The organism is Niveispirillum fermenti, assembly GCF_048066175.1.
Lineage (GTDB): Bacteria > Pseudomonadota > Alphaproteobacteria > Azospirillales > Azospirillaceae > Niveispirillum > Niveispirillum fermenti.
On sequence record NZ_JBLTXA010000032.1, the window covers coordinates 1 to 22,058 of the forward strand.

Annotated in this window: 20 protein-coding genes; 4 read left to right on the top strand and 16 right to left on the bottom strand. The window is 65.3% G+C overall.

The annotated features are described in order from the left end of the window. The first annotated feature begins 135 nt into the window (after positions 1-135). On the top strand, positions 136-1,875 hold the full coding sequence (locus ACM9LZ_RS21095; protein WP_416621502.1) for a cation:proton antiporter domain-containing protein: 1,740 nt from the start codon (positions 136-138) through the stop codon (positions 1,873-1,875). Positions 1,876-1,944: 69 nt separating this feature from the next. Here the strand turns inward: ACM9LZ_RS21095 and ACM9LZ_RS21100 are convergent, their stop codons facing one another. The 3 genes from ACM9LZ_RS21100 to ACM9LZ_RS21110 all read right to left on the bottom strand — a co-directional run bounded on the left by ACM9LZ_RS21100 (position 1,945) and on the right by ACM9LZ_RS21110 (position 5,972). After that, positions 1,945-2,559, bottom strand: coding sequence for an ATP-dependent Clp protease proteolytic subunit (locus ACM9LZ_RS21100; RefSeq protein ID WP_416621503.1), 615 nt, complete (start codon positions 2,557-2,559; stop codon positions 1,945-1,947). A gap of 109 nt (positions 2,560-2,668) precedes the next feature. Next, the gene (locus tag ACM9LZ_RS21105) at positions 2,669-4,165 is read right to left on the bottom strand and encodes an aldehyde dehydrogenase (RefSeq protein ID WP_416621504.1); all 1,497 of its coding nucleotides are present in this window, start codon (positions 4,163-4,165) and stop codon (positions 2,669-2,671) included. Positions 4,166-4,283: 118 nt separating this feature from the next. Beyond that, positions 4,284-5,972, bottom strand: a complete 1,689-nt coding sequence (locus ACM9LZ_RS21110) for a methyl-accepting chemotaxis protein (RefSeq protein ID WP_416621505.1) — start codon at positions 5,970-5,972, stop codon at positions 4,284-4,286. A gap of 172 nt (positions 5,973-6,144) precedes the next feature. Between ACM9LZ_RS21110 and ACM9LZ_RS21115 the strand changes: the two genes are divergently transcribed. Continuing rightward, a complete protein-coding gene (locus ACM9LZ_RS21115; protein ID WP_416621506.1) occupies positions 6,145-6,414 on the top strand; it encodes a helix-turn-helix domain-containing protein in 270 nt (89 codons plus the stop codon). Between the two features lie 264 nt (positions 6,415-6,678). Then, positions 6,679-7,554: an EamA family transporter gene (locus tag ACM9LZ_RS21120; RefSeq protein WP_416621507.1), complete on the top strand. Its 876-nt coding sequence runs from the start codon at positions 6,679-6,681 to the stop codon at positions 7,552-7,554. Here the strand turns inward: ACM9LZ_RS21120 and ACM9LZ_RS21125 are convergent, their stop codons facing one another. The 4 genes from ACM9LZ_RS21125 to ACM9LZ_RS21140 form a co-directional block, all read right to left on the bottom strand. Then, complete coding sequence (locus ACM9LZ_RS21125; RefSeq protein WP_416621508.1) at positions 7,555-7,893, bottom strand: plastocyanin/azurin family copper-binding protein; 339 nt, start codon at positions 7,891-7,893, stop codon at positions 7,555-7,557. 18 nt (positions 7,894-7,911) lie between these two features. After that, on the bottom strand, positions 7,912-8,703 hold the full coding sequence (locus ACM9LZ_RS21130; RefSeq protein WP_416621509.1) for a DUF4394 domain-containing protein: 792 nt from the start codon (positions 8,701-8,703) through the stop codon (positions 7,912-7,914). A 98-nt stretch (positions 8,704-8,801) separates the two neighbouring features. Further along, positions 8,802-9,209 carry a response regulator gene (locus tag ACM9LZ_RS21135; RefSeq protein ID WP_416621510.1) on the bottom strand — a complete coding sequence of 136 codons (408 nt, stop codon included), beginning with the start codon at positions 9,207-9,209 and terminating at the stop codon, positions 8,802-8,804. Positions 9,210-9,280: 71 nt separating this feature from the next. Next, positions 9,281-11,656 (bottom strand): ATP-binding protein, encoded by a 2,376-nt coding sequence (locus tag ACM9LZ_RS21140; RefSeq protein WP_416621511.1) that lies wholly within the window; start codon positions 11,654-11,656, stop codon positions 9,281-9,283. Between the two features lie 156 nt (positions 11,657-11,812). Here ACM9LZ_RS21140 and ACM9LZ_RS21145 point away from each other — a divergent pair, with 156 nt between their 5' ends. Beyond that, on the top strand, positions 11,813-13,183 hold the full coding sequence (locus tag ACM9LZ_RS21145) for a glutamine synthetase family protein (RefSeq protein WP_416621512.1): 1,371 nt from the start codon (positions 11,813-11,815) through the stop codon (positions 13,181-13,183). A 58-nt stretch (positions 13,184-13,241) separates the two neighbouring features. Here ACM9LZ_RS21145 and spbR read toward each other — a convergent pair whose 3' ends face one another. The 9 genes from spbR to ACM9LZ_RS21190 form a co-directional block, all read right to left on the bottom strand. Then, positions 13,242-14,348 carry a SpbR family protein gene (gene spbR / locus ACM9LZ_RS21150; RefSeq protein ID WP_416621513.1) on the bottom strand — a complete coding sequence of 369 codons (1,107 nt, stop codon included), beginning with the start codon at positions 14,346-14,348 and terminating at the stop codon, positions 13,242-13,244. A 316-nt stretch (positions 14,349-14,664) separates the two neighbouring features. Then, positions 14,665-15,666 carry a TAXI family TRAP transporter solute-binding subunit gene (locus ACM9LZ_RS21155; protein ID WP_416621514.1) on the bottom strand — a complete coding sequence of 334 codons (1,002 nt, stop codon included), beginning with the start codon at positions 15,664-15,666 and terminating at the stop codon, positions 14,665-14,667. A gap of 33 nt (positions 15,667-15,699) precedes the next feature. Next, a complete protein-coding gene (locus tag ACM9LZ_RS21160) occupies positions 15,700-16,356 on the bottom strand; it encodes an ABC-type transport auxiliary lipoprotein family protein (RefSeq protein WP_416621515.1) in 657 nt (218 codons plus the stop codon). A 5-nt stretch (positions 16,357-16,361) separates the two neighbouring features. Further along, complete coding sequence (locus tag ACM9LZ_RS21165) at positions 16,362-17,300, bottom strand: MlaD family protein (RefSeq protein WP_416621516.1); 939 nt, start codon at positions 17,298-17,300, stop codon at positions 16,362-16,364. A gap of 3 nt (positions 17,301-17,303) precedes the next feature. Beyond that, on the bottom strand, positions 17,304-18,101 hold the full coding sequence (locus ACM9LZ_RS21170) for an ABC transporter ATP-binding protein (protein ID WP_416621517.1): 798 nt from the start codon (positions 18,099-18,101) through the stop codon (positions 17,304-17,306). A 1-nt stretch (position 18,102) separates the two neighbouring features. Beyond that, positions 18,103-19,236, bottom strand: a complete 1,134-nt coding sequence (locus tag ACM9LZ_RS21175) for an ABC transporter permease (protein ID WP_416621518.1) — start codon at positions 19,234-19,236, stop codon at positions 18,103-18,105. Between the two features lie 123 nt (positions 19,237-19,359). Next, positions 19,360-20,154, bottom strand: a complete 795-nt coding sequence (locus ACM9LZ_RS21180; protein WP_416621519.1) for a hypothetical protein — start codon at positions 20,152-20,154, stop codon at positions 19,360-19,362. A 310-nt stretch (positions 20,155-20,464) separates the two neighbouring features. After that, positions 20,465-21,244 (bottom strand): ABC transporter permease, encoded by a 780-nt coding sequence (locus ACM9LZ_RS21185; protein WP_416621520.1) that lies wholly within the window; start codon positions 21,242-21,244, stop codon positions 20,465-20,467. Beyond that, on the bottom strand, positions 21,241-22,002 hold the full coding sequence (locus ACM9LZ_RS21190) for an ABC transporter ATP-binding protein (RefSeq protein ID WP_416621521.1): 762 nt from the start codon (positions 22,000-22,002) through the stop codon (positions 21,241-21,243). The genes ACM9LZ_RS21185 and ACM9LZ_RS21190 overlap by 4 nt, the downstream gene beginning before the upstream one ends. Positions 22,003-22,058: the final 56 nt, after the last annotated feature.

A 22,058-nucleotide genomic window follows, 5' to 3' on the forward strand; every position in this document is an offset into this window, starting at 1 on the left:
GAACATGGTGCCGGATCGCCACACGGATATCCTCTATACGCAAGATATAGGCCGGCCACCGGCTTTTTTCCGTGGCCGCCGTGACGCCAGCCCGCATACTGCTGCCCAATCACTTTCGTCCGCAGGAATATTTGCGTGCCGCACGAAGCCAATCTTCTCGTGACATTGTCGGTCGCCTTCGTTCTTGCCTTCGCCTTCGGCCTAGCAGCCGACCGGTTGAGGTTGCCGCCCCTGGTGGGCTATCTTCTGGCCGGGGTGCTGGTCGGCCCCTTCACGCCGGGTTTCGTGGCCGATGGCGACCTGGCCATCGAACTGGCCGAAATGGGCGTTATCCTGCTGATGTTCGGTGTCGGCCTGCATTTCTCCACGGCCGACCTGATGGCCGTGAAGGGCATCGCCATCCCGGGTGCCGTGGCTCAGATCGCCATCGCAACCCTGATGGGGGTAGGGCTGGCCGAGTTCTGGGGCTGGGGCCTTGGCGCAGGGCTTGTACTGGGGCTCAGCCTGTCGGTGGCCAGCACCGTGGTGCTGCTGAAAGCGCTCGAGGAGCGGAACCTGCTGCAGACGCCCAACGGGCGGGTGGCCGTCGGCTGGCTGATCGTGGAGGATCTGGCCATGGTCGTGGCGCTGGTGCTGCTGCCGGCCACGGCGGGCCTGCTGGGCGGACAGGGCATGGGCGACGGGGTGCAGGACGGGTCCGTGGCCCTGACGCTGGCCATCACGCTGGGCAAGGTCGCCATCTTCGCCGCGCTGGCCCTGCTTCTGGGGCCGCGCGTGGTGCCGTGGCTGCTGACCCAGGTGGCCCGCACCGGCTCGCGGGAACTCTTCACGCTGGCCGTCCTGGCCGCCGCCCTGGGCATCGCCTACGGGTCGGCCCATGTCTTCGGCGTGTCCTTCGCGCTGGGCGCCTTCTTCGCGGGTGTCGTGCTGAGCGAAAGCCGTTTCAGCCATAAGGCCGCGGCCGACAGCATGCCCCTGCAGGACGCCTTTTCCGTCATCTTCTTCGTGTCGGTCGGCATGCTGTTCGACCCGTCGATCCTGCTGCGGGAGCCGCTGGCTGTCGCCGCCGTGTTGCTAACCATCATCGTCGGCAAGTCCCTGGTGGCGTTCGGCATCGTCCTGCTGCTGGGCTATCCCGTCGCGTCGGGCCTGATGGTGTCGGCCAGCCTGGCGCAGATCGGCGAGTTCTCCTTCATCCTGGCGGGAATGGGCGTGGCCCTGGGCCTCCTGCCCGAGGAAGGGCGCGACCTGGTGCTGGCCGGCGCGCTCCTGTCCATCACCTTGAACCCCCTGGTCTTCGCCGCGGTGGAAAAGGTGGCCGTCAGACGCAAGACCCAGCGGGGACAGGCATCATCCTATGGACAGGAAAAGTTCCGGAAACTGACGCAGGAGGTCAACCGTGTCCGCGACAAGATGGCCGAACGGGAAAAGGCTCACAGCCTGCAGGTTCGCAAGCTGGTGGAAACCTTCCCCGTGCTGGCGCAACTGGACATGGCGGAACTGGACCGGCTGCTGCTGATGTTCCGGCCGGGATCGGCGACACCGGGGGCCCGCGTGATCCGCAATGGCGACCGCGCCGACAGCATGTATTTCATCGCCTCCGGCGCCGTGGAGGTGCAGTTGCCAGACCGCACCACCTTCCGCCTGGAGACCGGCAGCTTCTTCGGGGAGATGGCGCTGCTCAGCGGCAACCGCCGCAATGCCGACGTCACCGCCGTGGATTACTGCCAGTTCCTGGTGCTGGACCGGCGCGACTTCAACCAGTTCACCCGCCAGCATGGGGAGGTGCGGGCCGCCATCCTGGAAATGGCCAACCAGCGCCGCCGGTTGAACGCCGCCGCCAAGGCGACCGGGGCCGCCGCGGAAAGTGCCTGACCCGGAAATGAAAATGGGGGCGGACCCGGACGGCCCGTCCCCATTTCAGGTCACCACCGTAGCCCGGCCCTACCTGAAGGCGTCCGCATTCTCGATGATGTGGCTGACGATGCCATATTCCCTGGCCTCTTCCGCCGACATCCAGAAATTACGGTCGGTATCGACGGCAACCCGTTCCACAGGCTGGCCCGTCTCCCGCGCGATCTCTTCATTGATGCGCTTGCGCATCTTGATGATTTCCTTCGCTTCGATCGCGATGTCGGTAGCGGGGCCACCCACGCCGCCGGCCGGCTGGTGGATCATGAAGCGCGTGTTGGGCAGGCAGAACCGGTCCTGCTTGGCGGCACCCAGGAAGATGTGCGCACCGGCCGAGGCCACCCAGCCCGTGCCCAGCACCAGGACCCGCGGCTTCACGAAGCGGATCATGTCATGGATCGTGTCGCCGGATTCGACGTGCCCGCCGGGAGAGTTGATGATGAGCTTGATCGGCTCGTCATTCTCGGCGGCCAGCCCCAGAAGCTGGGCCGTCACGGCCTGAGCGACCTTCTGGTTGATCTCGCCGAACAGCAGGATGGTGCGGGCCTTGAACAGGTTCTGCGCCACGTTCGGCGGCGTCTTCGCCTTTTCGTCCTGGGTATCGGACCCCGGCTTTTCGTCCTCAAGACGCATCGGATTGACGAGCAAGGCGGCACTCCTGGTTGGGTAACTCGATCTCATGTTCTGACCTAGCGGGAAATCGGTCGCGGTTCAACAGGTCATTGGCGGCACGACGGCCGGAAGGGCCCGCCGCCTGTTATGAAAGGTCGATCCACACGCTTTTCAAGTCCGTGTACTTCTCCATCGCATGCAGGCTCTTGTCGCGGCCGAAGCCGGACTGTTTGAAACCGCCGAACGGCGTCGTGATATCACCCGCATCGAAGCAGTTGATCCAGACGCTGCCGGCCTTGATTGTGCGGGCGGCCTTCATGGCAACGGAGATGTCGCGGGTCCAGATGGCCGAGGCCAGGCCATAGATCGTGTCATTGGCGATGCGAAAGGCCTCTTCCGTGGTCTTGAAGGTGAGGGTCGACAGGACGGGCCCGAAAATCTCCTCCCGCGCGATGGTCATGGAACTGTCCACGCCGTCGAACAGGGTCGGCTCGATGTAGAAGCCGCCCGTATCGGTGCGCGCCGCATTGCCGCCCAGGCGCAGCGCCGCCCCCTCCGCCGTGCCCTTGGCGATGTAGGACAGAACGCGCTCGTGCTGGCGGGCATCAACCATGGCGCCCATGGTGGTGGCCGGGTCCAGCGGGTCACCGGGCTGCCAGCGCCGGGAATGGTGGATGACGCGCTCCAGGAACTCGTCCTTGATGCTTTCATGCACCAGCAGGCGGGAGCCGGCATTGCACACCTCCCCCTGGTTGAAGAAGATGCCACCCGCGGCGTTTGCCGCCGCCTTGTCCAGGTCGGCGGCATCCGGCATGATGATATGCGGCGTCTTGCCGCCGCATTCCAGCGACACGCGCTTCAGGTTGCTTTCCCCCGAATAGCGCATGAAAAATTTGCCCACCTCCGTCGATCCGGTGAAGGCAAGCATGTCCACATCCATGTGCCGGCCAATGGCCTGGCCCGCCGTCTCCCCGAAGCCCGGCACGACATTCAGCACCCCCTTCGGCACGCCGGCCTCATCGGCCAGCTCGGCCAGGCGCAGGGCGGTCAGCGGCGATTGCTCGGCCGGCTTCAGCACGACGGAATTGCCCGTGGCCAGGGCCGGCGCCAGCTTCCAGACCGCCATCATCAGGGGGAAGTTCCAGGGCACGACGACACCGATCACGCCCAGCGGCTCCCGCAGGATCAGCGACATGGCATCGGGCCCGCTGGGACCGACCTGGTCATAGAGCTTGTCGATCGCCTCCGCGTAATACTGCACGCAGCGGGCAGACAGCGGCACGTCGATGGACCGGCTGTCGCGGATGGGCTTGCCCATGTCCAGCGTCTCCAGCAGGGCCAGCTCGTCGGCATTCTCCTCGATCAGGCGGGCAAGCTTCAGCAGCACGGCCTTGCGCTTGCGCGGGTGGGCATCGCGCCACACGCCGCTTTCAAAGGCCCGCCGCGCGGCGGCGACGGCACGGTCCACATCCTGCACGTCGCATTCGGCGACGCGCGTCAGCACCTTGCCGTCCCGCGGGCTGATACAGTCGAACTGCTTGCCGCTGGCGGCGGGCACGAAGGCCCCGTCGATGAAGGCCTGGGTGCGGAAACTCAGCCGCGCGGCGCGGTCCTGCCAGTCGGTGGCGGATAGGGCGTCCATGGGATCGTTCCTTGGCAATGGCATCCGGCGCGGGCGGATGGCCCGCTGTCAGGCGCCAGAGTGCCCGGCCCCGCGACAGGCGGCAACCCCCCAAAAGGCGCCGCCCGTCCGGATGCCGTCAGGCCGCCCGCACCTCTGCCAGGAAGCGGTCGACCTCCACCCGCAGCCGGTCGGCCTCCCGCGACAATTCACCGGCAGCGCCCAGCAACTGGTTCGCGGCCTGGCCCGTATTCTGCGCCGTCTCATCGACAACGCTGATGTTGGTGGCGATCTCCTGCGTGCCGACGGCCGCCTGCTGCACATTGCGGGCGATTTCGCGCGTGGCCGCGTCCTGCTGCTCCACCGCCGCCGCAATCGCCGTGGCGATCTCGTTGATCTCCCCGATCGTGTGCGTCACCTCCACCGTGGCCGACACCGCGCTGTTGGTGGCCTGCTGCATGGAGGCGATGCGGGAGGCGATGTCGTCCGTGGCCTTGGCAGTCTGCGTGGCAAGCGACTTCACCTCCGACGCCACGACGGCAAAACCCTTGCCGGCTTCCCCGGCGCGGGCTGCCTCGATGGTGGCGTTCAGCGCCAGCAGGTTGGTCTGGCTGGCAATGTCGGCGATCAACTGCACGACGGTCCCGATGGCATTGGCCTCCGAAGCCAGGGCCTGGATGGTGCGGTTGGTTTCCTCCGCCCTTTCGGTGGCCGTGCGGGAGATGGTGGCGGCCGAGCCGACCTGCCGCGTGATCTCGCCGATGGACCCTGTCATTTCCTCCGCCGAGGCGGCGACGGTCTGGACATTGGCCGAGGTCTGGCCGGTGGAGGCCGCGACCATGCCGGTCTGGTTGCGCGTCGTTTCCGCCATGCCCGACAGGTCGCGGGCATTGCCCTGAAGCTGCGTGGCGGCCGACGCCACCTGCGACACCACCGAGGAGACGCTGCTTTCGAACTGGTCGGCCATCTGGTGCAGGGCACGGCGGCGGTCCGCGGCGGCCTGCTTTTCCGCTTCCTCCATCTGCTCCCGCATGCGGCGTGACTCCAATGCGTTCTGCCGGAACTGCTCCAGTCCCGTTGCCAGCCGCCCGACCTCGTCCCCCCGGTCCAGGCCCGGCACGGACAGGGCCAGATCACCCCTGGCCACCTTGTCCATGGCGTCGGTCACGGCACCCAGCGGCCGCGTGATGGTGATGATCGCCACATAGAGCGACAGGGCAACGGACAGCAGCGACCCGATCCCCGCCACCAGCAGCATGGAATAGGTGGCCGCATCGACATTGGCGGCGGCAGCGGCAGCGCCATCGTCTATCGCCTTACGAATATTGTCCGTCAGCGCGATATTGGCGTCACGCAGCCCTTCCATCCGCGGATCGAAGGACCGCATCACCAGATCCTCGGCATCCTGACCGCGGCCGGCCGTGGCCAGGGGCATGATCTTGTCGAATTCGGCTCGCAATCCTGCCAGTTGCTGTTCAAGCGCCTGGATATCCCGGCTCCAGCGCGGCAGGCGGGCGCGCATTTCAGCATAATCGGCGGCGGCCTGATTGAAATCGGTAACAGCATCACGGGCGGCGGACGCCACATGTTCCGTACCGCTCAGCAGCACTGCCTTGTATGTATGCCTTCCGATCGCAATAACCGTCCGGTTAGTACGGGCGAGATTGACCATCACGGCAACCTCATCTTTGATAAGGGAAGAATATTCACTGTTTCCATGGGCCATGTTTCGTTGGCCAATGAAGAATATGACACCAGACAGCAAGATCATAACGGAGATTATTGCCAGTATCCTGACACTTATCCGTATATCGACAACACGAAACATACAAACCCCCTACAGATGTTCACTGTTCCCCGGCACCAGTATCAACAATTTTAGACTTGTTTTGCCTTTCTCCAGGCTGATCGGCCCCACTTTGCCGAGCAATATCGGTTTTTTCAATATCGGATTTTTCGATTTATCAGCGCTCGGATAACATGACGCCCGGAGGAAGGCAGTGTGGATTGCGCCGCGAGAGCATTGTCTGGTCGGGGAATGCCTGGAGAGCGCCAGAAAAGGCGCGCATGTGACACAACAGGAACTTGCATCACGCCTGGGCAAGCCTCAATCTTTCATATCATCGTATGAGAATGGGCAACGCCGGGTCGATGTTCTGGAGTTCCTGACCATTCTGCATGTGCTGAACCAGGATGCACTGCCCGTTTTCATGGAAATCCGCCGGCGTTTCCTGCCGGCAACGGATGAAAAACCTTCACCCTATCCATAATTACAGTCCCCGGTGAGTACAGTTCACCGGGAAACAGTGTAATATCAAGCTGCGCTGCGCGCCCATGCGCGCGTAAGCCAAAGCCGCCGGATGGCGGCGCCCGGCATCGGGGATACATTGATCAGCACCATAGGTTCTGATCAATGCAGATGCGTATATGGCGCGATGCTGCCGGCAAGCCGATTGTCATGCCGACATGTTTTGCATTGCCGCAAGGCCGGGTCCGGTGTCTCCATCGCAAAATCCACAACCGACGTGACCGCCATGCGCCCCAGCCACATCGCCCTCGCCTTTCTGGTCGCCATCATCTGGGGCGTCAATTTCGTCTCCATCAAGCTGGCGCTGACCGGCTTCCCGCCCATCCTGCTGACGGCGTTGCGTTTTGCCCTGGCGGCACTGCCCGCCCTGTTCATCGCCCGACCGGCGGGGATCGGCTGGAAGCAGCTTGCCACCGTATCGACCTTCCTGTTCACGGGCCATTACGTCTTCCTGTTCATGGGTATCGACCAGGGGATGGCACCGGGTCTGGCCTCCATCGTGCTGCAATGCCAGGCCTTCATGACCATGCTGATCGCGGCAGGCATGCTGGGGGAACGGCCGCGGCCCCAGCAATTGCTGGGGGCCGGCGTGGCCGGCGTGGGTCTTCTGGTCACGGCCACCACGGTGGGCCTGGATGTGACCTGGATCGGCTTCGGGCTGACCCTTCTGGCCGCGGCAAGCTGGGCGATGGGCAATGTGCTGATGCGGCAATTGCCGCCCAGCCCCACCCTGCCGCTGATGGTCTGGCTGTCGGTCGTGCCGCCCCTGCCCGTGTTCACCCTGTCGCTGCTGTTCGAAGGGCCGGAACGAGTGGCCGCGGCGCTGACGGGGGTCACCTGGACGGCCGGGCTGGCCCTGCTCTACATCGTGGTGCTGTCCACCCTGGTCGGTTTCGGCATCTGGGGCATGCTGCTGCGGGAATACAAGGCCAGCCTGGTGGCCCCCTTCTCCCTGCTGGTGCCGGTCACCGGCACCGTGGCGGCCCATTTTGCTTTTGGCGAGACCTTCGGCCCCATGCGTCTGACCGGCATGGCGCTGCTGTTCGCCGGGATCGTCATCACCATCCTGCCGTGGCGGAAGGTGCGGCCGGCGGTGGCGTGATCATGGCTCCACCAGCACCTTTGCCCGCATCTTGGGATGGATACGGCACTGGATGATGAACTCGCCCGGCGCGGTGAAGGTCACCGGCGTTTCCGTGTCGGGGTCCTGCAGCCCGATATCAAAGACGCCGTTCATGCTGGGCGAATAGACATTGTGGCCGAACGGATCCTCGTTCCGGAAGATGACCTGATCACCCACCTTGATGGTGACCGACCGGGGAGCGAAAGCGATGTCCCGCTGGGCGATCACCATGGGTGCCTGGGCGCCACCGGATCCCGTCAGCATGCCCAGGGCCACCAACGGGACAAGCGCGAAGACGCGGTTGCGCCGACCGACCATCAACCCGCCCCCGTCCGATCAGCGCTTGTCCAGGATGGCGATGTCGATCACATCGCTTCCATCCCCGATGCGCCCCATGCGCTTCATCGCGCCCCGCTGCACGTCCAGATCATAGAGGATGCCGCCGGCAACGGCCCGCCCGTGATATTCGTCCTCGGCATCGGTGAAGATATCCACCCCTTCCACGATCGTGCCGGCCGGCACGCCGAGCGGTCCGATGGTGCGCAGGACGCCATCGTTCGGCGGGTCCTGCGACAGCCACGCTCCGGCGGCGCTATCGACGTCGAAAAGCTGCGTCTGCGTCGCCCCGGCGAAGGAATTGATATAGGCGCCGGCATAGACGGCAGGCTTTTTGCCTGCATTGACCTTGTCCTTCGGGTGGTAGGCCAGCGGCTTGTCCACGGCCGCCGCTCCCGTCTCCACATTGACGCGCAGATTTTGGCCGTCCGATCCCATGACACGCAAACGGTCCGCCTGGGGATTGAAATCGACCACCACATGGTCGATGGCCGTCAGCGCGACCGACAGCCTGGGCCCAGCCGTGGCCGCCCCCGTCGCCAGATCGATGGCATAGAGATGGTTGTCGCTGGCCAGCCCATAAAGCGCACCATTGGCCGGACGCACGTCGATGCCCAGCAGCTTGCCCTTCACACCTGTCACGGGCAGCACTTTCACCATACCCGGCGACGTGTCGGAAAACAGCAGCAGTTCATTGCGCTGATTAAGACCTGCAATTTCCAGCGCCTGCACCGGAACTGCCATGCCGGCCCATGCCAGCGCGGTCAGAATGATCGCCCGTCCCCTGTTCATTGCGTCCTCCCCACACGACTCCGGCCCAATGCCATTGTCGGCCGCATGATAAGGTAGAAGAATGAAAGCGCCTGTCACCTATCCGTAAGGGCAGGCGATCATGGCTTGATGTTGAAAATGGCGCAGATTTTCTGGCGCAACTGCATGGGGGAAAACGGCTTCACGATATAGGCATCGACCTTGTTGGCGCGGGCGGCATGGACGAAATCCGCCGTCTGGTTCCCCGTCAGCATCAGGAACGGCATGTTCTCCCACGTCTTGCGAACATGCTGAAGCAACTGCAATCCCGTCACGTTGGGCATGTTCCAGTCCGAGATGATCAGGTCATAGCGCAATTCGCTGTCTTCCAACGCCTCGATAGCCGCCTTTCCGTCCTTGACGATATGGATGTTCTGGATTCCCAGATGGATCAGCACCTGACGCGCCAGGCGCTGGGCAAAGACATTATCCTCCACCAGCAGCACGCTCAGTTTCTCGAAGCCGGGTATTTGGTCACGGTTCAGCATCAGGTTATCTTGGAACAGGCCGTCAGGCATCAGGCCGCAACCGGCAAATGAAGTCAACGTATCCAACCGGATCATGTCCCATCTTCCGCGGGGACCGGGGATAGCGATAGCAGGCGGTCGCGCTGCCCGCGCAGCCAGATCAGCCCTTCGTCAAGATCATGGCGCAGTGCCGGCAGCAGCACGGCCAGGGACGGGACATCGCCCCCGTGCCCCGCAAGCTCCACCTTCGACGCCGTTCGATAGACCCCGGCCATTCCAAGGCTGCCCGCCGCGGATTTCAGGGAATGGGCTACCTCCGCGACCTGCTGGGGGTCCGGCATGCCGTTGGCGGGAAACAGATCGGGTTCCACCTCCGGGAGGATCGACAGGATGGTCTCGATCAGATCCAGGACCATCTCAGGCCCCATGCTGTCTGCCATGTCGGTCAGCATTTCCGGCACGAACGGATCGGTTCCCGTCAGCAGGGAGACGGCACCCGCCTCTGCGGCCCTATCATCATGCGGCGACGATGCCATCTCTTCCTGGCCGGCTGCTTCGGTCCCATCTGGGAACAGGCGATGGATCACCTTGAACAGATTGGCCGGATCGATCGGCTTGGCGACATGCCCATTCATGCCAGCATCCAGGCAGCGCTGAATGCCGCTGGTGCCCACGCTGGCCGTCGCGGCAACGATCACGACGCCGGACGCCGGCCCCGGCAGGGCGCGGATGGCGCGCGTGGCGGTCATCCCATCCATGCGGGGCATATGCACGTCCATCAGCACAAGGTCCAGCGCCGGAACGGCGTCGCGGACGGCGGCGACCGCCTGTTCCCCGTCCGTGGCAAACAGCACCTCATGTCCATGTTCCGCCAGGGCGCCGGCCAGAACCTTGCGATTAACCGGATTGTCATCGGCCACCAACACACGCAACGGCCTCACGACATGGTCGTCGAAGCCGGCTGTCGCGTCACCCGCGACCGGGTTGCCTTCCACCAGAGGGATTTCAAACCAGAATGTACTGCCCTGGCCGGAAACGCTGTCGACGCCGATGGTCCCGCCCATGGCCTCCACAAGCTTCTTGCAGATCGCCAGGCCCAGGCCGGTGCCCCCGAATCGCCGTGTAATGGAACTGTCCGCCTGCACGAAGCTGCCGAACAGCTTGGCGCGCGCCGCTTCCGATATGCCGATGCCGGTGTCGGCCACCTCCACCCGCAGGCGGGCGCCATCGGGCAGCATCAGGGCACGCAAGGTGACGCCGCCCTCCTCGGTGAACTTGATGGCATTGCCCACAAGGTTCAGCATCACCTGGCGCAGCCTGTTGGGGTCGCCCTTCAGATAGGGGGGCAGCCCCTCCTCCACCTCTTCCTGCAGCCAGAGCCCCTTCTCCTCCGCCCGGTTGCGCATCAGCATGGTCGTGCCGGCAACCAGTGACGCCAATTCGAAATCCAGCACCTCGATATCGGCCTTGCCGGCCTCCAGTTTCGAGAAATCCAAGATGTCGTTGAGGATGCGCAGCAGCGATTGACCAGACAGCAGGACCGTCGACGCCAGTTTCGTCTGCTCCTCGTCAAGACCCGACCGCAACAGCAGCCGCGTCAGCCCCAGCACGCCGTTCATGGGTGTGCGGATTTCGTGGCTCATCATGGCCAGGAACTCGGACTTGGCACGGGTGGCGGCCTCGGCCTTTTCCTGGGCCTCCCGCACCACGGCCATGGCACCTTTGAACACGCCCAGCGCGCCGGCCACCCGGCCGATCTCGTCCCGTCGCGCCATGTGCGGAACCGTTACCTCCATATCGCCGCCGGCCAGTTGGATCGTGGCGCGGGTCAGACGGTCAAGGGGCGTGACGATATTGCGGATCAGGGCGATGGTGATGCCGACCACCAGCGTGAACAGCACCGCGATCAGCATGCTGGTGCGATCGGCCGCCGCCCTGATCGTCTCCTCCGCTGACAGCCGGAAGCGATACCCATCCTCCGCCGCCATCTGGGTGACAATCTCCAGATTGTTGATGATGCCGATGCCCAGCCGCTCCATCGACCGCATCGCATCCTCACGACTGGCGCCGCCGGGCATGTCGATCAATCCGCGAACGGCCTCGATCCAGGCAATGTTCTGTTCACGGATGCGGGCGACATATCGGCCGATCTCCGGGTTGAGGCCGCGCTCCTCGGCAACCGCCAGACTGGCCAGGAAATTCTCGTCGCTGATCTCCAGATCCTCGCGGAAGGTCTCCGGCAACCCTCCAGGGGATTTCAGAGCCCGATCGACCATCAGGTCCAGCATGACGAAATCGGTCTGTGCCAGCCGGGCATAATTGATGGCCTGAAGCGGCTGATCATACATGCGGATGACTAAATCGCCGGTTGACCGCACCACCAGGACAGCAACGACCCCGATGATCACGGCGGCAAGGACCGCCACCGCGAAAGCCGCCGCCAGCTTGAAACGGATGGTTCTGAGCATGCCGGACGGCCCCGTGCCTGAAATACCGTTCCTTTATGCGCGCAGGAGGCAGGATGCCGCAAGCCGTCAGCCCGCCCCGACCCGTCACCGCCTTGACAGCGCGGTCCGCCCCTGCTGCCATGCAGCCGTCTGAACCAACATGGGATCGTCCCCGGAATGACCGCCAGCGCCGACCTGCTTCGCGAGATCGATCTTTTCCGGCAGCACTATCCGGCCGTGACGGCCGTCGATGTGCTGCTGCCCGATCTCTGCGGGGTCTTCCGTGGCAAGCGTGTGCCCGTGGCGGAACTGGACAAGGTTTGGAAGGACGGCGTCGCATTCCCCGGCTGCACCTTCGCCGTCGACATTACCGGCGACACGGTGGAGGAAACCGGCATGTCGGTGGAGAAGGGCGTGCCCGACCGCGTCTGTCTTCCCGTTGCTGGCACATTGGCCCCGGTGCCGTGGGCCGCCCGGCCGATGGGCCAGGTTCTGCTGTCCATGCGCGACGGGGACGGCTCCCCCTTCCCCTATGCGCCGCGCGCGCTGGTGGAAAGGCTGGTCGGCGAACTGGCGGGGCGCGGCCTGACGCCCATGGTGGCGATCGAGCTTGAATTCTACCTGCTGGACCGTGACCGGCCGGCGGGTGTGCGCCCGTCGCCGCCCGTGTCCAGGCGCAGCGGCCTGATCCAGAACCGCACGCAGGTCTATGGGCTGGCCGAGTTGGAGGATTTCGAGGAGGTGCTGGACGAGATCACGGCGGCGGCCCAGGCCCAGGGCATCCCCGCCGGGACCGCCATTGCCGAATATGGCCCCGGCCAGTACGAGATCACGCTGGCCCACCGGCCCGACGCCCTGCGCGCCGCCGACGATGCCGTGCTGTTCAAGCGCGTGGTCCATGGCGTGGCCCGGCGCCACGGGTACGAGGCGACCTTCATGGCCAAGCCCTATGGCGATCAGGCCAGCAGCGGCATGCATATCCATATGAGCGTGCTGGACCGTGAGGGACAGAATATTTTCGCCGCCGAGGCGCCGCAGGGCTCGCCCCTGCTGGCGCACGCCATCGGCGGCATGGCGGAGACGATGCCCGCCTGCATGGCGCTGGCGGCGCCCGGCGCCAATAGCTGGCGCCGCTTCCAGGCCGGGTCCTATGCTCCGACGGTCATCGCCTGGGGCGTCAACAACCGCACCGCCCCCTTGCGCATTCCGGCCGGCGGGCCGGACAGCCGCCGCGTGGAATACCGTATCGCCGGTGCCGACGCGAACCCCTATCTGGTGCTGGCCGGCATGCTGGCCGGCCTGCTGCACGGGCTGGATGGCAGGATCGATCCCGGGCCGGCGCTTGAAGGCAACGCCTATGCCGCCGACGCGCCGCACCTGCCGACCGAATGGGGCGTGGCCCTGGATCTGTTCCAGGGATCGCCCGTGCTGCGGCATTGGCTGGGCCAGGCGTTCGTCGACACCTATGCCATCACCAAGCGGGCGGAGCGCGCCAAGTTCAACCAGCAGGTCACGCCGCTGGAATGGGAATGGTACCTTCGGGGCTGACATCACGGTGCGGGACCGCGAAAGGCCCCGCCCGCATCAGGCCAGGCCGCCACACGGTTCAGGCAGCGGCCGTCAGGTCGCTCAGCTTGGTCAGCAGGTAATCCACATCCTCGCTGGCCAGTTCCTCGAACTGGGTCAGGATGCGTTCCAGCATGCGGCGGCGGTGCCGCTCCCGGTCATGGTCCAGCCCATCGAAATCCGTCTCGTTCGCCACATCCAGCGCAATGCGCAGGGCGGGATAGAGCTTCGGCGGCAGGCCCGTCCGGTCGAACAGGGATTTCAGCCCCAGCCGGCCGGCATCATGGATCAGCAGACGCGCATTGGCCACCGGTACCTGCCCCAGTTGCGCCAATGCCGTCTCGAAAAACGGCACGTCGCCCATGCACAGCGCCCGCAGCAGCAGCGACGGGGTCAACCGGTGGCTGCGGCGCAGTTGCGCCACCAGCTTTTCCAGCTCCACATCACCGGCACCGCCCACCAGGCCATAGGTCGCCCGCTCGCGCGTCTGGAGAACCAGATCGGCCGCGACATCGTTGGGCAACTCGTGCTTGGCGACCAGCCGTTCACGCAATTGTTCGGAAACCAGCGCCACCAGCCGTTCGGCCACGGTCACGGGCAGCTTGGCCCGGTTGACCATCGGGGCGGCCACAGCCTCGCTGTCCGGGAACCGGTCCAGCGCCTTGACCATGGCCTTTTCGCCGACCGCCGCCGTTTCGTTCGACAGCAAGGTCGCGACGGCCTTCTCGCTGCCGCGTTCCACCAGCGCATCGGCCACCGATTCGGCGACATTCGCCCGCTTGGCCACGGCCGTCTGCTTGTCGGACGACCCGGACCGGATGATCTCCACCAGGTCCTCATCCGTCAGGACGGTCGAAACCTCGATGAAGGGCAGCGACACCTCCTCCACGTCGCGGGCCATCGCAATGGCCACGTCGCGGGGGATGCCGGCGTTCGTCTTCAGGCTGTCCGCCAGGGCGGAACGCACGCGCGTGGCCACATCGCGCGCCATGATGCGCACGATGTCCTCCGCCAGCACCCGCTCCGACGCCGTCAGGTTCGGCTGGGCGAAATGCTTGGCCACCTTCCCCGCCATCTCGGCGCGGGTGGTGGGGGATGGATCGGTCAGCAGACGCTGCACGTCCTGCTGGGACAACTTGTCGGACATGGGGTGGACGCACCCTCCCTGGATCGACCGCGTGGCCGATACCGGCCATCAGGCAGCCGGTACGGACTCCGCTGTTTCTTTAACATTTAGTGCAGAGTTCTGCCAATTGCGAACGCCAATTTGGATCAGAAACCACAACGGGAACAGCGTACTGCGCAAGCATGGCAAGACCACCATCCGGAAGGATAGGTGAAAAACCATTGCGCCAGAGGAAACAGGCGCGTCCCGCATGCCTATGAATGCATGCCTTGTCCGACTCGTCCAGCCCTTCCTTTACCCCTTCCCGCCGGCAAGGACGGGAGGCCACCCGGCGCGCCTACCGTCCCGGCGGCGATGCGGCGGCAAAGGCCTTTTGCGCCACCGGGTGCAGGGGGGCGGTGCGGGCCCGCTCTGCCATGCCGTCACCCTCCACCCCACCGAAGGCCGGGTGCTGGGCGGTCAGGTCCGGCCGCTGTTCCAGCAGGATGCGCACCATCTCCGCCACAGCCGCCTCATCCGTGCCGGCCCGTGCCACCAGGGTAGCGGCCACGCCGATGCTGGCCACATCCTCCGGCACGCCGGGATAGACGGCGGCGGGAATCGTGGCACGGACCAGATCCTTGCGGCCCTCCAGCAGCTTGTCGATGCCCGGCCCGCCGATCGGCAGCACGCCGGCCCCGCACGTGACGGTCGCATTGTGAATGGCGGCGTTGGGATGGCCGGCCGCGACGAAGGCGGCATCCGTCTCACCGGCGCACAGGGCCGCCAATGCCGCGTCGGGCATCAGGTCCCCGGTCTCCCGCAGGCCACGGACCCCCGCGGCATCCAGCACCATGTCGGCCAGATTGCGCAGCGCCGAGCCGCGCGGGCCCAGATTGACGCTCTTGCCCTTCAGCTTGGTGATATCGTCGATCTCGGCCCCCGGCCGTACCAGCAGGGTGACCGTCTCCGCATGCAGCGTGGCCACGGCGCGCAAGTCCGTGAATGGGCCGTCACCGGCAAAGCGCCCGTCCCCGCGCCAGGCGGCGGCCTGCCAGTCCGACTGGACGATGGCGAAATCCACCTGGCCGGCACGCAGGGCATTCAGGTTATAGACGGGCCCATCCGTCGCCTCGACCAGACAGCGATAGCCATGGCGCGCCCGGTCCTGGTTCACCTGCCGGCACAGCGCACCGGCCATGGGATAGTAGAGCCCGTTCACGACCCCGGACGCGATCACCATCTGCCGTTGCGCGGCGGGCGTCCCGCCCCCGGACTGGGCAGTGGCGGACCCGGGCAGCAGGGGGGCGGCCAGCAGCGTCACGAGAAGGGCGAACGGCAGACGTCGGGAACAGGTCAAGGCTCTCTCACCAAAAGGCTTGGAAAAGGAGGGTCACCGCGGCAGCGGGTCGACCCGCACATTGGCCATGCCCTGCTGCAGCGTCCATTCGACGATACGCCGCAGCACGGCACCCGATGCGCGGTCGAAGGCGTGGATGATGTCGCTCAACGCCGGACTTTCGGCCCGGACCTTGGCTTCGAACGTCTCCCCCGCCACGATGTTGCGCCGGGGCATGCGCACCAGCTTGGCATTGATCCGCACGGTCGCCTCGGGCGCCACGTCGCGGGTCTCCCCCCCGTCGTAGCTGGCGTGGAAATCGCGCATGTCGGTCTTCAGGACGAAATCGGCCCGCAGGCCCGACCGTTCAACCCCCACGGCGACGATGCGGCGGCTGTTCTCGAAACTTTCGACGATCAGGGTCTGCATCATGTCGGGCGCCGTGTCGGCCCATGTCGCGCCGGAATAGTAGGTCATGCGGTTGGCCGTCTCCCCCAGCATGATGCGCGGCGTATCGATGGCGGAATTGGCCAGCGGCGTCTCCACCAGCAACTGCCAGGGCGCACGGGCCAGCCCGGCCGTGAACTCCTTGGCCGGTGTCAGCACATAGATCTTCTGCGACCGCCCGCCCGTCAGCAACTGGGCGGGCGAACAGGCGGCCAGCGGGACCAGCGCCCCCAGGGCCAGCAGGTTGCGGCGGCTGAATGTCATGTCGCTCACTCCGTTTTCACTCCGCTATTGCCGCCGAACAGCAGGTCCGTGGGGTCGCGTTCCAGGCGACGGGAGACGCGGCTGAGATTGGCGGTCAGGTCCTGCAGATGCACCAGCAACTGGCTGAGATCATAGAGGCCGGTAGAGGTGAAGTCGCGGATGGGTTCCCGGTTCTCCTCGATCATGCCGGCCAGCGAGGCGGACAGGCGATTGATCTCCTCCGTGGTCTTCGCCAGTTCCGAGGAGATGGTGGTCGCATTGCGCCCGACCGTCCCGACCGTCTCGTTCGCGGTAACCATCAGCGTCTCGGCCTGCCGGCCCAGCACATCCACCTGCCGGCGCAGGTCGGTGATCAGCAGATTGGTGTTGCGCACCGTCTCGTTGGCATTGCCGCTGGCCAGAGCCAGATTGGACAGCAGGGCACCGATGGCCTTCTGATTGTCATCGTTCAGCAATTCGGTGAGGCGGCTGGAAATCTTCATCAGGTTTTCCAGCACCTCCGGCGCCTTGGACAGGACCGCGGCGATGGAGCTTTCACGCGACGGGATGATGGGAATGCCCTGCGTCTTTTCCCGCAGCAGGGGAGCATCCTTGCTGCCGCCGGCAATCTCCACATAGACGCCGCCCGTCACGCCCACCGGCTCCAGCGAGGCGATGGCGTCGGTCTTGATCGGCGTCTCCTCCGGCACCTCGATGGTCAGGCGGACCTGCTCCACATTTTCCGGATTGATGCGGATGTCGGTCACCGTGCCGACATTGACGCCGCGATAGCGCACGGGCCCGCCCTCCACCAGCCCCGTCACGGTGCCGGTGACCATGATGTAATAGGGCTGGATCGCCTTGTCGAACTGCACCTTGGCCAGCCAGATGACGAAGATGAAGATGGCCACCGCCAGCGCCAGGACAAAGGCACCGACAGCCGTGTAATTGGCCCGTGTTTCCATGTCCTATTTCCCTTTCGCCGCACTGGCCGCGCGACCGCGCGGCCCATGGAAGTAATCTCTGATCCAGGGATGATCCTGGCGCAGCAATTCGTCAATGGTGCCCACCACCACCTTCTTGTCGACCAACACCGCGATGCGGTCGCAGATGGCATAGAGGCTGTCCAGATCATGGGTCACCATGAAGACGGTCAGCCCGAGACTTCTTTGCAATGATCCGATCAGCTCGTCGAAGGCGGCGGCCCCGATCGGGTCCAGGCCGGCCGTCGGTTCGTCCAGGAACAGGATCTCCGGGTCCATGGCCAGCGACCGGGCCAGGCCCGCACGCTTGCGCATGCCGCCGGAAAGCTGTGACGGGTATTTGGGGCCGGCATCAGGCGGCAGGCCGACCATGGCCACCTTGACACGCGCGATCTCGTCGATCAGGTCCTGCGGCAGGTCGGTATGCTCCTTCAGGGAGACCTGGATATTCTCCAGCACGGTCAGGGAGGAGAACAGCGCCCCGTCCTGGAACAGCATGCCCCAGCGCGCCTGCAGCGCCAGCCGTTCGCGTTCGCCCAGTTCTCTGGTATCGCGGCCCAGCACCTCGATCCGGCCGGCCGACGGTTCCATCAGGCCCACGATCTCCCGCAGCAGCACGGACTTGCCCGTGCCGGACCCGCCCACCAGGCCCATGACCTCGCCCTTGGTCACGTCCAGGTCCACCCCGTCATGCACCACCTGGGCACCGAACCGGGTGACAAGGCCGCGCACGCGGATGATCGGTTCCGTCGCCCCCTGTGCCGGCTTTTCCGCATCCGTCATGTCATATCCCGATATAGGAGAAGAGGACGGAGAAGGCGGCATCCAGCACGATCACCAGGAAGATGGAAACGACGACCGAGCGCGTGGTCAGCAAGCCCACGCTTTCGGCACTGCCGCTGACCCGAAGGCCTTCGTAGCAGCCCACCAGGGCGATCACCACAGCGAAGACGGGCGCCTTGACCAGCCCCACGAAAAGCGTCGTCGTGTTCACGGCGATCTGCAGCTGACGGGTAAACTGCACGAAATTGATGTCGAGATAGACGTAGGCCATCACCGCACCCCCCGCGAGTGCCACGACATTGGCAAAGAAGCCGATGAGCGGCAGGGCGATCAGCAGGGCCAGCATGCGCGGCAGCACCAGCATCTCTACCGGGTCCAGGCCCAGCGTGCGCATGGCGTCCACCTCCTGGTTCACCTTCATCGTGCCGATCTGGGCCGTAAAGGCCGAACCGGAACGGCCGGCTACGATGATGGAGGTCATCAAGATGCCGATTTCCCGTAGCACCCCGATGCCCAGCAGATTCACGACATAGATTTCGGCTCCGAAACGACGTAGCTGATCTGCGCCCTGATAGGCGAGAACCACGCCGATCAGGAAGGAAAGCAGGCCAACGATGGGCATCGCGTTGAGGCCCACCTGCTCCAGATGAAAGAAAAGCGGCCGCAGCCGCAGCCGGCCGGGGGACCGCAGCACGCGCAGGGCCGTGACGGTCACCAGCCCCAGGAAATTCAGCATAGACAGAATGTCTTGCCACATGCCGATCGTTGCGCGACCGATCCGATCGGCCAGCGCAAAGGGTACCGGCCTGGCGGCCGGTGCAGGGGGTGCCTTGTCGGCGATGGCGCCGCGCACATCCTCCAGCAGGGTCAACAAATCCTGGCGGCCGCCGTTCAGCGAGACCTTGTGGCCATCCGCCTCCAGCCGGCCGATCAGCCGGTCCAGCAGGATGGCGCCGGTGGTATCGAGCGCCGCAAGCGAAGACAGGTCGATGCGAACATCGACCTGTCGCCGGCCCTGGGCCGGGTCGCGCATCTGGGATTGCAGCTTGGGGGCCGAAGCCAGATCCCACCGGCCCGATGCTGCCAGCACCAGCCGATCCTGCTCCCAGTTTGACGTGAGGGTTCCGGTTTGCACTGTCACCTGGTCCGTGGCACGCCGCAACCAAGGGCGGCATCCCCTTCCCATTGACATGGCTCGACCGGACCGGTCAACACCTGGATACCCGCCGCCGCCCCTGCGCTCACCATTCGCTTAGACTTAGAACATATAGTAATCACTATCGATATAGGCCTGCCGGCCCTCTTCCATCCCCCATTTCAGGTAATGGTAGAGCGGGTTGAGGTCGGCTGCGGCAACGTCGGGGTTGGCGGTCAGGTAGGCGTCGCCATCAAAGAAAGGCGACGGGTTGCGTCCTTCCTTCCAGCCATACAGCTCGTAATGCGCCCAGGCGTCGATGCCGGACGCGGCGACATCGGGATTGGCTTCCAGGTAATAGTTCGCATCGAAATAGAGATGCGTGCTGCGACCCTCGGCCAAACCGTTGGCTTCATAATGGGTAACGGCCGCCACGCCGGCTGCGGCCACGTCGCCATAGACCTCGGCATAGTAGGCCGCGTCGAAGCCATTGGTGGCCTGGAAGGGGCGGCCTTCGAAACGGCCGTAATACTCATAATGCTCGGCGCCATCCTTGTAGATGCCGGCCTGCACGGCCGCATATACGTCGGGATTGCTGTTCAGATAGAATTCCTCGTCGAACCCGCCCCAGAAGGGGGTCGGCTCGTACAGGGCGATGACCTTGTCGGCGAAGATGGCGAACTGGATATTGACCAGCGTGTCGTGATTGTCGGCGCCCGTGATGGTGATGACCCCATCATCATTGTCCAGGTCGTAATCGGCCGCCACGCCGGTATAAAGGGCAGCGTTCAGCCCGCCACCGCCGTTCAACACATTGGTACCGGCCCCACCGGCGATCAGGTCGAACCCGATGCCGCCGTTCAGTGCCTCAGAGGCGTTGGTGCCATTGATCCGGTTGAATTCGTGGTAGATCGTCATGATCCTCGTCTCCATCGTAGCGTTTCCGCCGCGGGGGCGCCATTGAGGGCCGCCGCGACCTGCCGGGCGAACGTCGCGGAGCCATCCGCCGGTCGCGAGGCTCGACAACGACGCGGGCGTTGCGGCCCGGTGTCGATGCACGCCATTGCGGGGGCGTGCGTCGGGTAAACGCCATGCCGGGTGGATTGGGGCCGCCGGGCATTGGCATTACCCGCAGGGCCGTACCGATTTGGGATAGGGGACAGGCATCCGCCCCACACCGCGTGCGGCTGGTGACAGGGCATTTGGCAGGGACGGACGGAAACGCAGCCTATCCTGTCGCGCCGGGATGCCAGCGCCGCAGCAGCAGGCGCTGCACCCAGGACATCAGGGCGAAGATCAGGATACCCAGCAACGACAGCAGGACCAGGGCGGCGAACAGGCGCGGCATGTTCAGGCGGTTACCCGCCTCGATCACCCGCCAGGCCAGCCCCTGGGCCGTGCCGGAACCCGCCACGAATTCCGCCACCACGGCGCCGATCAGCGCCAGCCCGCCTGAAATCCGCGCACCGGCCAGGATATAGGGCAGGGCGGAGGGAAGCTGGAGCCGCCACAGAACCTGCCAGCGACCGGCACCATACAGCCGGAACAGGTCCCGCAGGTTGGGATCGACCGCCGCCAGCCCGGCCGTGCTGTTGGACAGGACGGGAAAGAAGGCGACGATCCAGGCCAGGATCAGCAGGGCCAGGCCCACCCGTTCATACCCGACCCAGATGATCAGCAACGGGGCGATGGCCACGACGGGCGTGACCTGCAATATGATGGCATAGGGATAAAGCGCGGCAGAAAGCGCCCGCGACTGGTTGAACAGCACGGCCAGCCCCACCCCGCTGACCAGCGCCAGCAGAAAGGCCTGGACGGTGACCACCAGGGTGAGGACGGTCGAGCGCAGCAGGATGCCGGCATCGTTCCACAGGGCCGCTGCCACCAGATGCGGCGGCGGCAACACGAACACGGGAATGTCCCACAACCACACCACCGCTTCCCACAGCCCCAGAAACAGCAGCCCGACAAGCGGCGGCAGCAGGCGCTGCATCCATGCCCCCGTCATGTCGCGGCCTCCCCCATGGCCCGGTGCAGCCGCTCCGACACGGCCCGGCAAAGCGCACCGTAATCAGAGCCCGTCCGGGTGGACAGGTCACGCGGCCAGGGCAGATCGACGGGCAGGTCCGCCACGACCCGGCCCGGGCGCGCCTTCATGATGGCAATACGGCTGGAAAGATAGACGCTTTCGAAAACGGAATGAGTCACGAACAGGGTCGTGAACCGTTCCCGGCGCCACAATGCCAGCAGATCGTCATTCAGTTTCAGCCGGGTGATCTCGTCCAGCGCGGCGAACGGCTCATCCAGCAGCAGCAGGCGCGGGCGCGTCACCAGGGCCCGGGCCAGGGCGGCGCGCATCTTCATGCCGCCCGACAATTCGCGCGGCCAGGCCCGCAGGAAGTCACCCAGGCCGACACGCTCCAATCCTTCGGCGGCACGCGCATTCCCTTCGGCCCGGTCCATCCCGGCCAGATCCAGGGGCAGGCGCACATTGTCGAGGATGCGGGCCCACGGCATCAGGGTCGGTTCCTGGAAGACGAAGCCGACATCACCGCGTGCCAGGGGCCGTTCCCACGCCACGGCCCCCGCCGTCGGCGCGATCAGACCGGCGACCAGCCGCAGCACCGTGCTTTTCCCACAGCCGCTGGCCCCCAGCAGGGACAGGAATTCCCCCTCCGCCACCGCCAGGTCCAGACCATCAAGGGCGCGGGTGCCATTTGGATAGGTCAGGGACAGGCCCGACAGGCGCAGCAACCCGCCGCTCACAACGTGGACCTGATGATGGGGAAGACTGGACGCATCACCTGTTCCTCTTTCGGGCG

Coding starts and splice junctions, on each gene's coding strand:
- ACM9LZ_RS21105 (WP_416621504.1), bottom strand. CDS start 4,165: ATGGACGCCCTATCCGCCACCGACTGGCAGGACCGCGCCGCGCGGCTG.
- ACM9LZ_RS21110 (WP_416621505.1), bottom strand. CDS start 5,972: ATGTTTCGTGTTGTCGATATACGGATAAGTGTCAGGATACTGGCAATA.
- ACM9LZ_RS21120 (WP_416621507.1), top strand. CDS start 6,679: ATGCGCCCCAGCCACATCGCCCTCGCCTTTCTGGTCGCCATCATCTGG.
- ACM9LZ_RS21125 (WP_416621508.1), bottom strand. CDS start 7,893: ATGGTCGGTCGGCGCAACCGCGTCTTCGCGCTTGTCCCGTTGGTGGCC.
- ACM9LZ_RS21130 (WP_416621509.1), bottom strand. CDS start 8,703: ATGAACAGGGGACGGGCGATCATTCTGACCGCGCTGGCATGGGCCGGC.
- ACM9LZ_RS21135 (WP_416621510.1), bottom strand. CDS start 9,209: ATGCTGAACCGTGACCAAATACCCGGCTTCGAGAAACTGAGCGTGCTG.
- ACM9LZ_RS21140 (WP_416621511.1), bottom strand. CDS start 11,656: ATGCTCAGAACCATCCGTTTCAAGCTGGCGGCGGCTTTCGCGGTGGCG.
- ACM9LZ_RS21145 (WP_416621512.1), top strand. CDS start 11,813: ATGACCGCCAGCGCCGACCTGCTTCGCGAGATCGATCTTTTCCGGCAG.
- spbR (WP_416621513.1), bottom strand. CDS start 14,348: ATGTCCGACAAGTTGTCCCAGCAGGACGTGCAGCGTCTGCTGACCGAT.
- ACM9LZ_RS21160 (WP_416621515.1), bottom strand. CDS start 16,356: ATGACATTCAGCCGCCGCAACCTGCTGGCCCTGGGGGCGCTGGTCCCG.
- ACM9LZ_RS21165 (WP_416621516.1), bottom strand. CDS start 17,300: ATGGAAACACGGGCCAATTACACGGCTGTCGGTGCCTTTGTCCTGGCG.
- ACM9LZ_RS21170 (WP_416621517.1), bottom strand. CDS start 18,101: ATGACGGATGCGGAAAAGCCGGCACAGGGGGCGACGGAACCGATCATC.
- ACM9LZ_RS21180 (WP_416621519.1), bottom strand. CDS start 20,154: ATGACGATCTACCACGAATTCAACCGGATCAATGGCACCAACGCCTCT.
- ACM9LZ_RS21185 (WP_416621520.1), bottom strand. CDS start 21,244: ATGACGGGGGCATGGATGCAGCGCCTGCTGCCGCCGCTTGTCGGGCTG.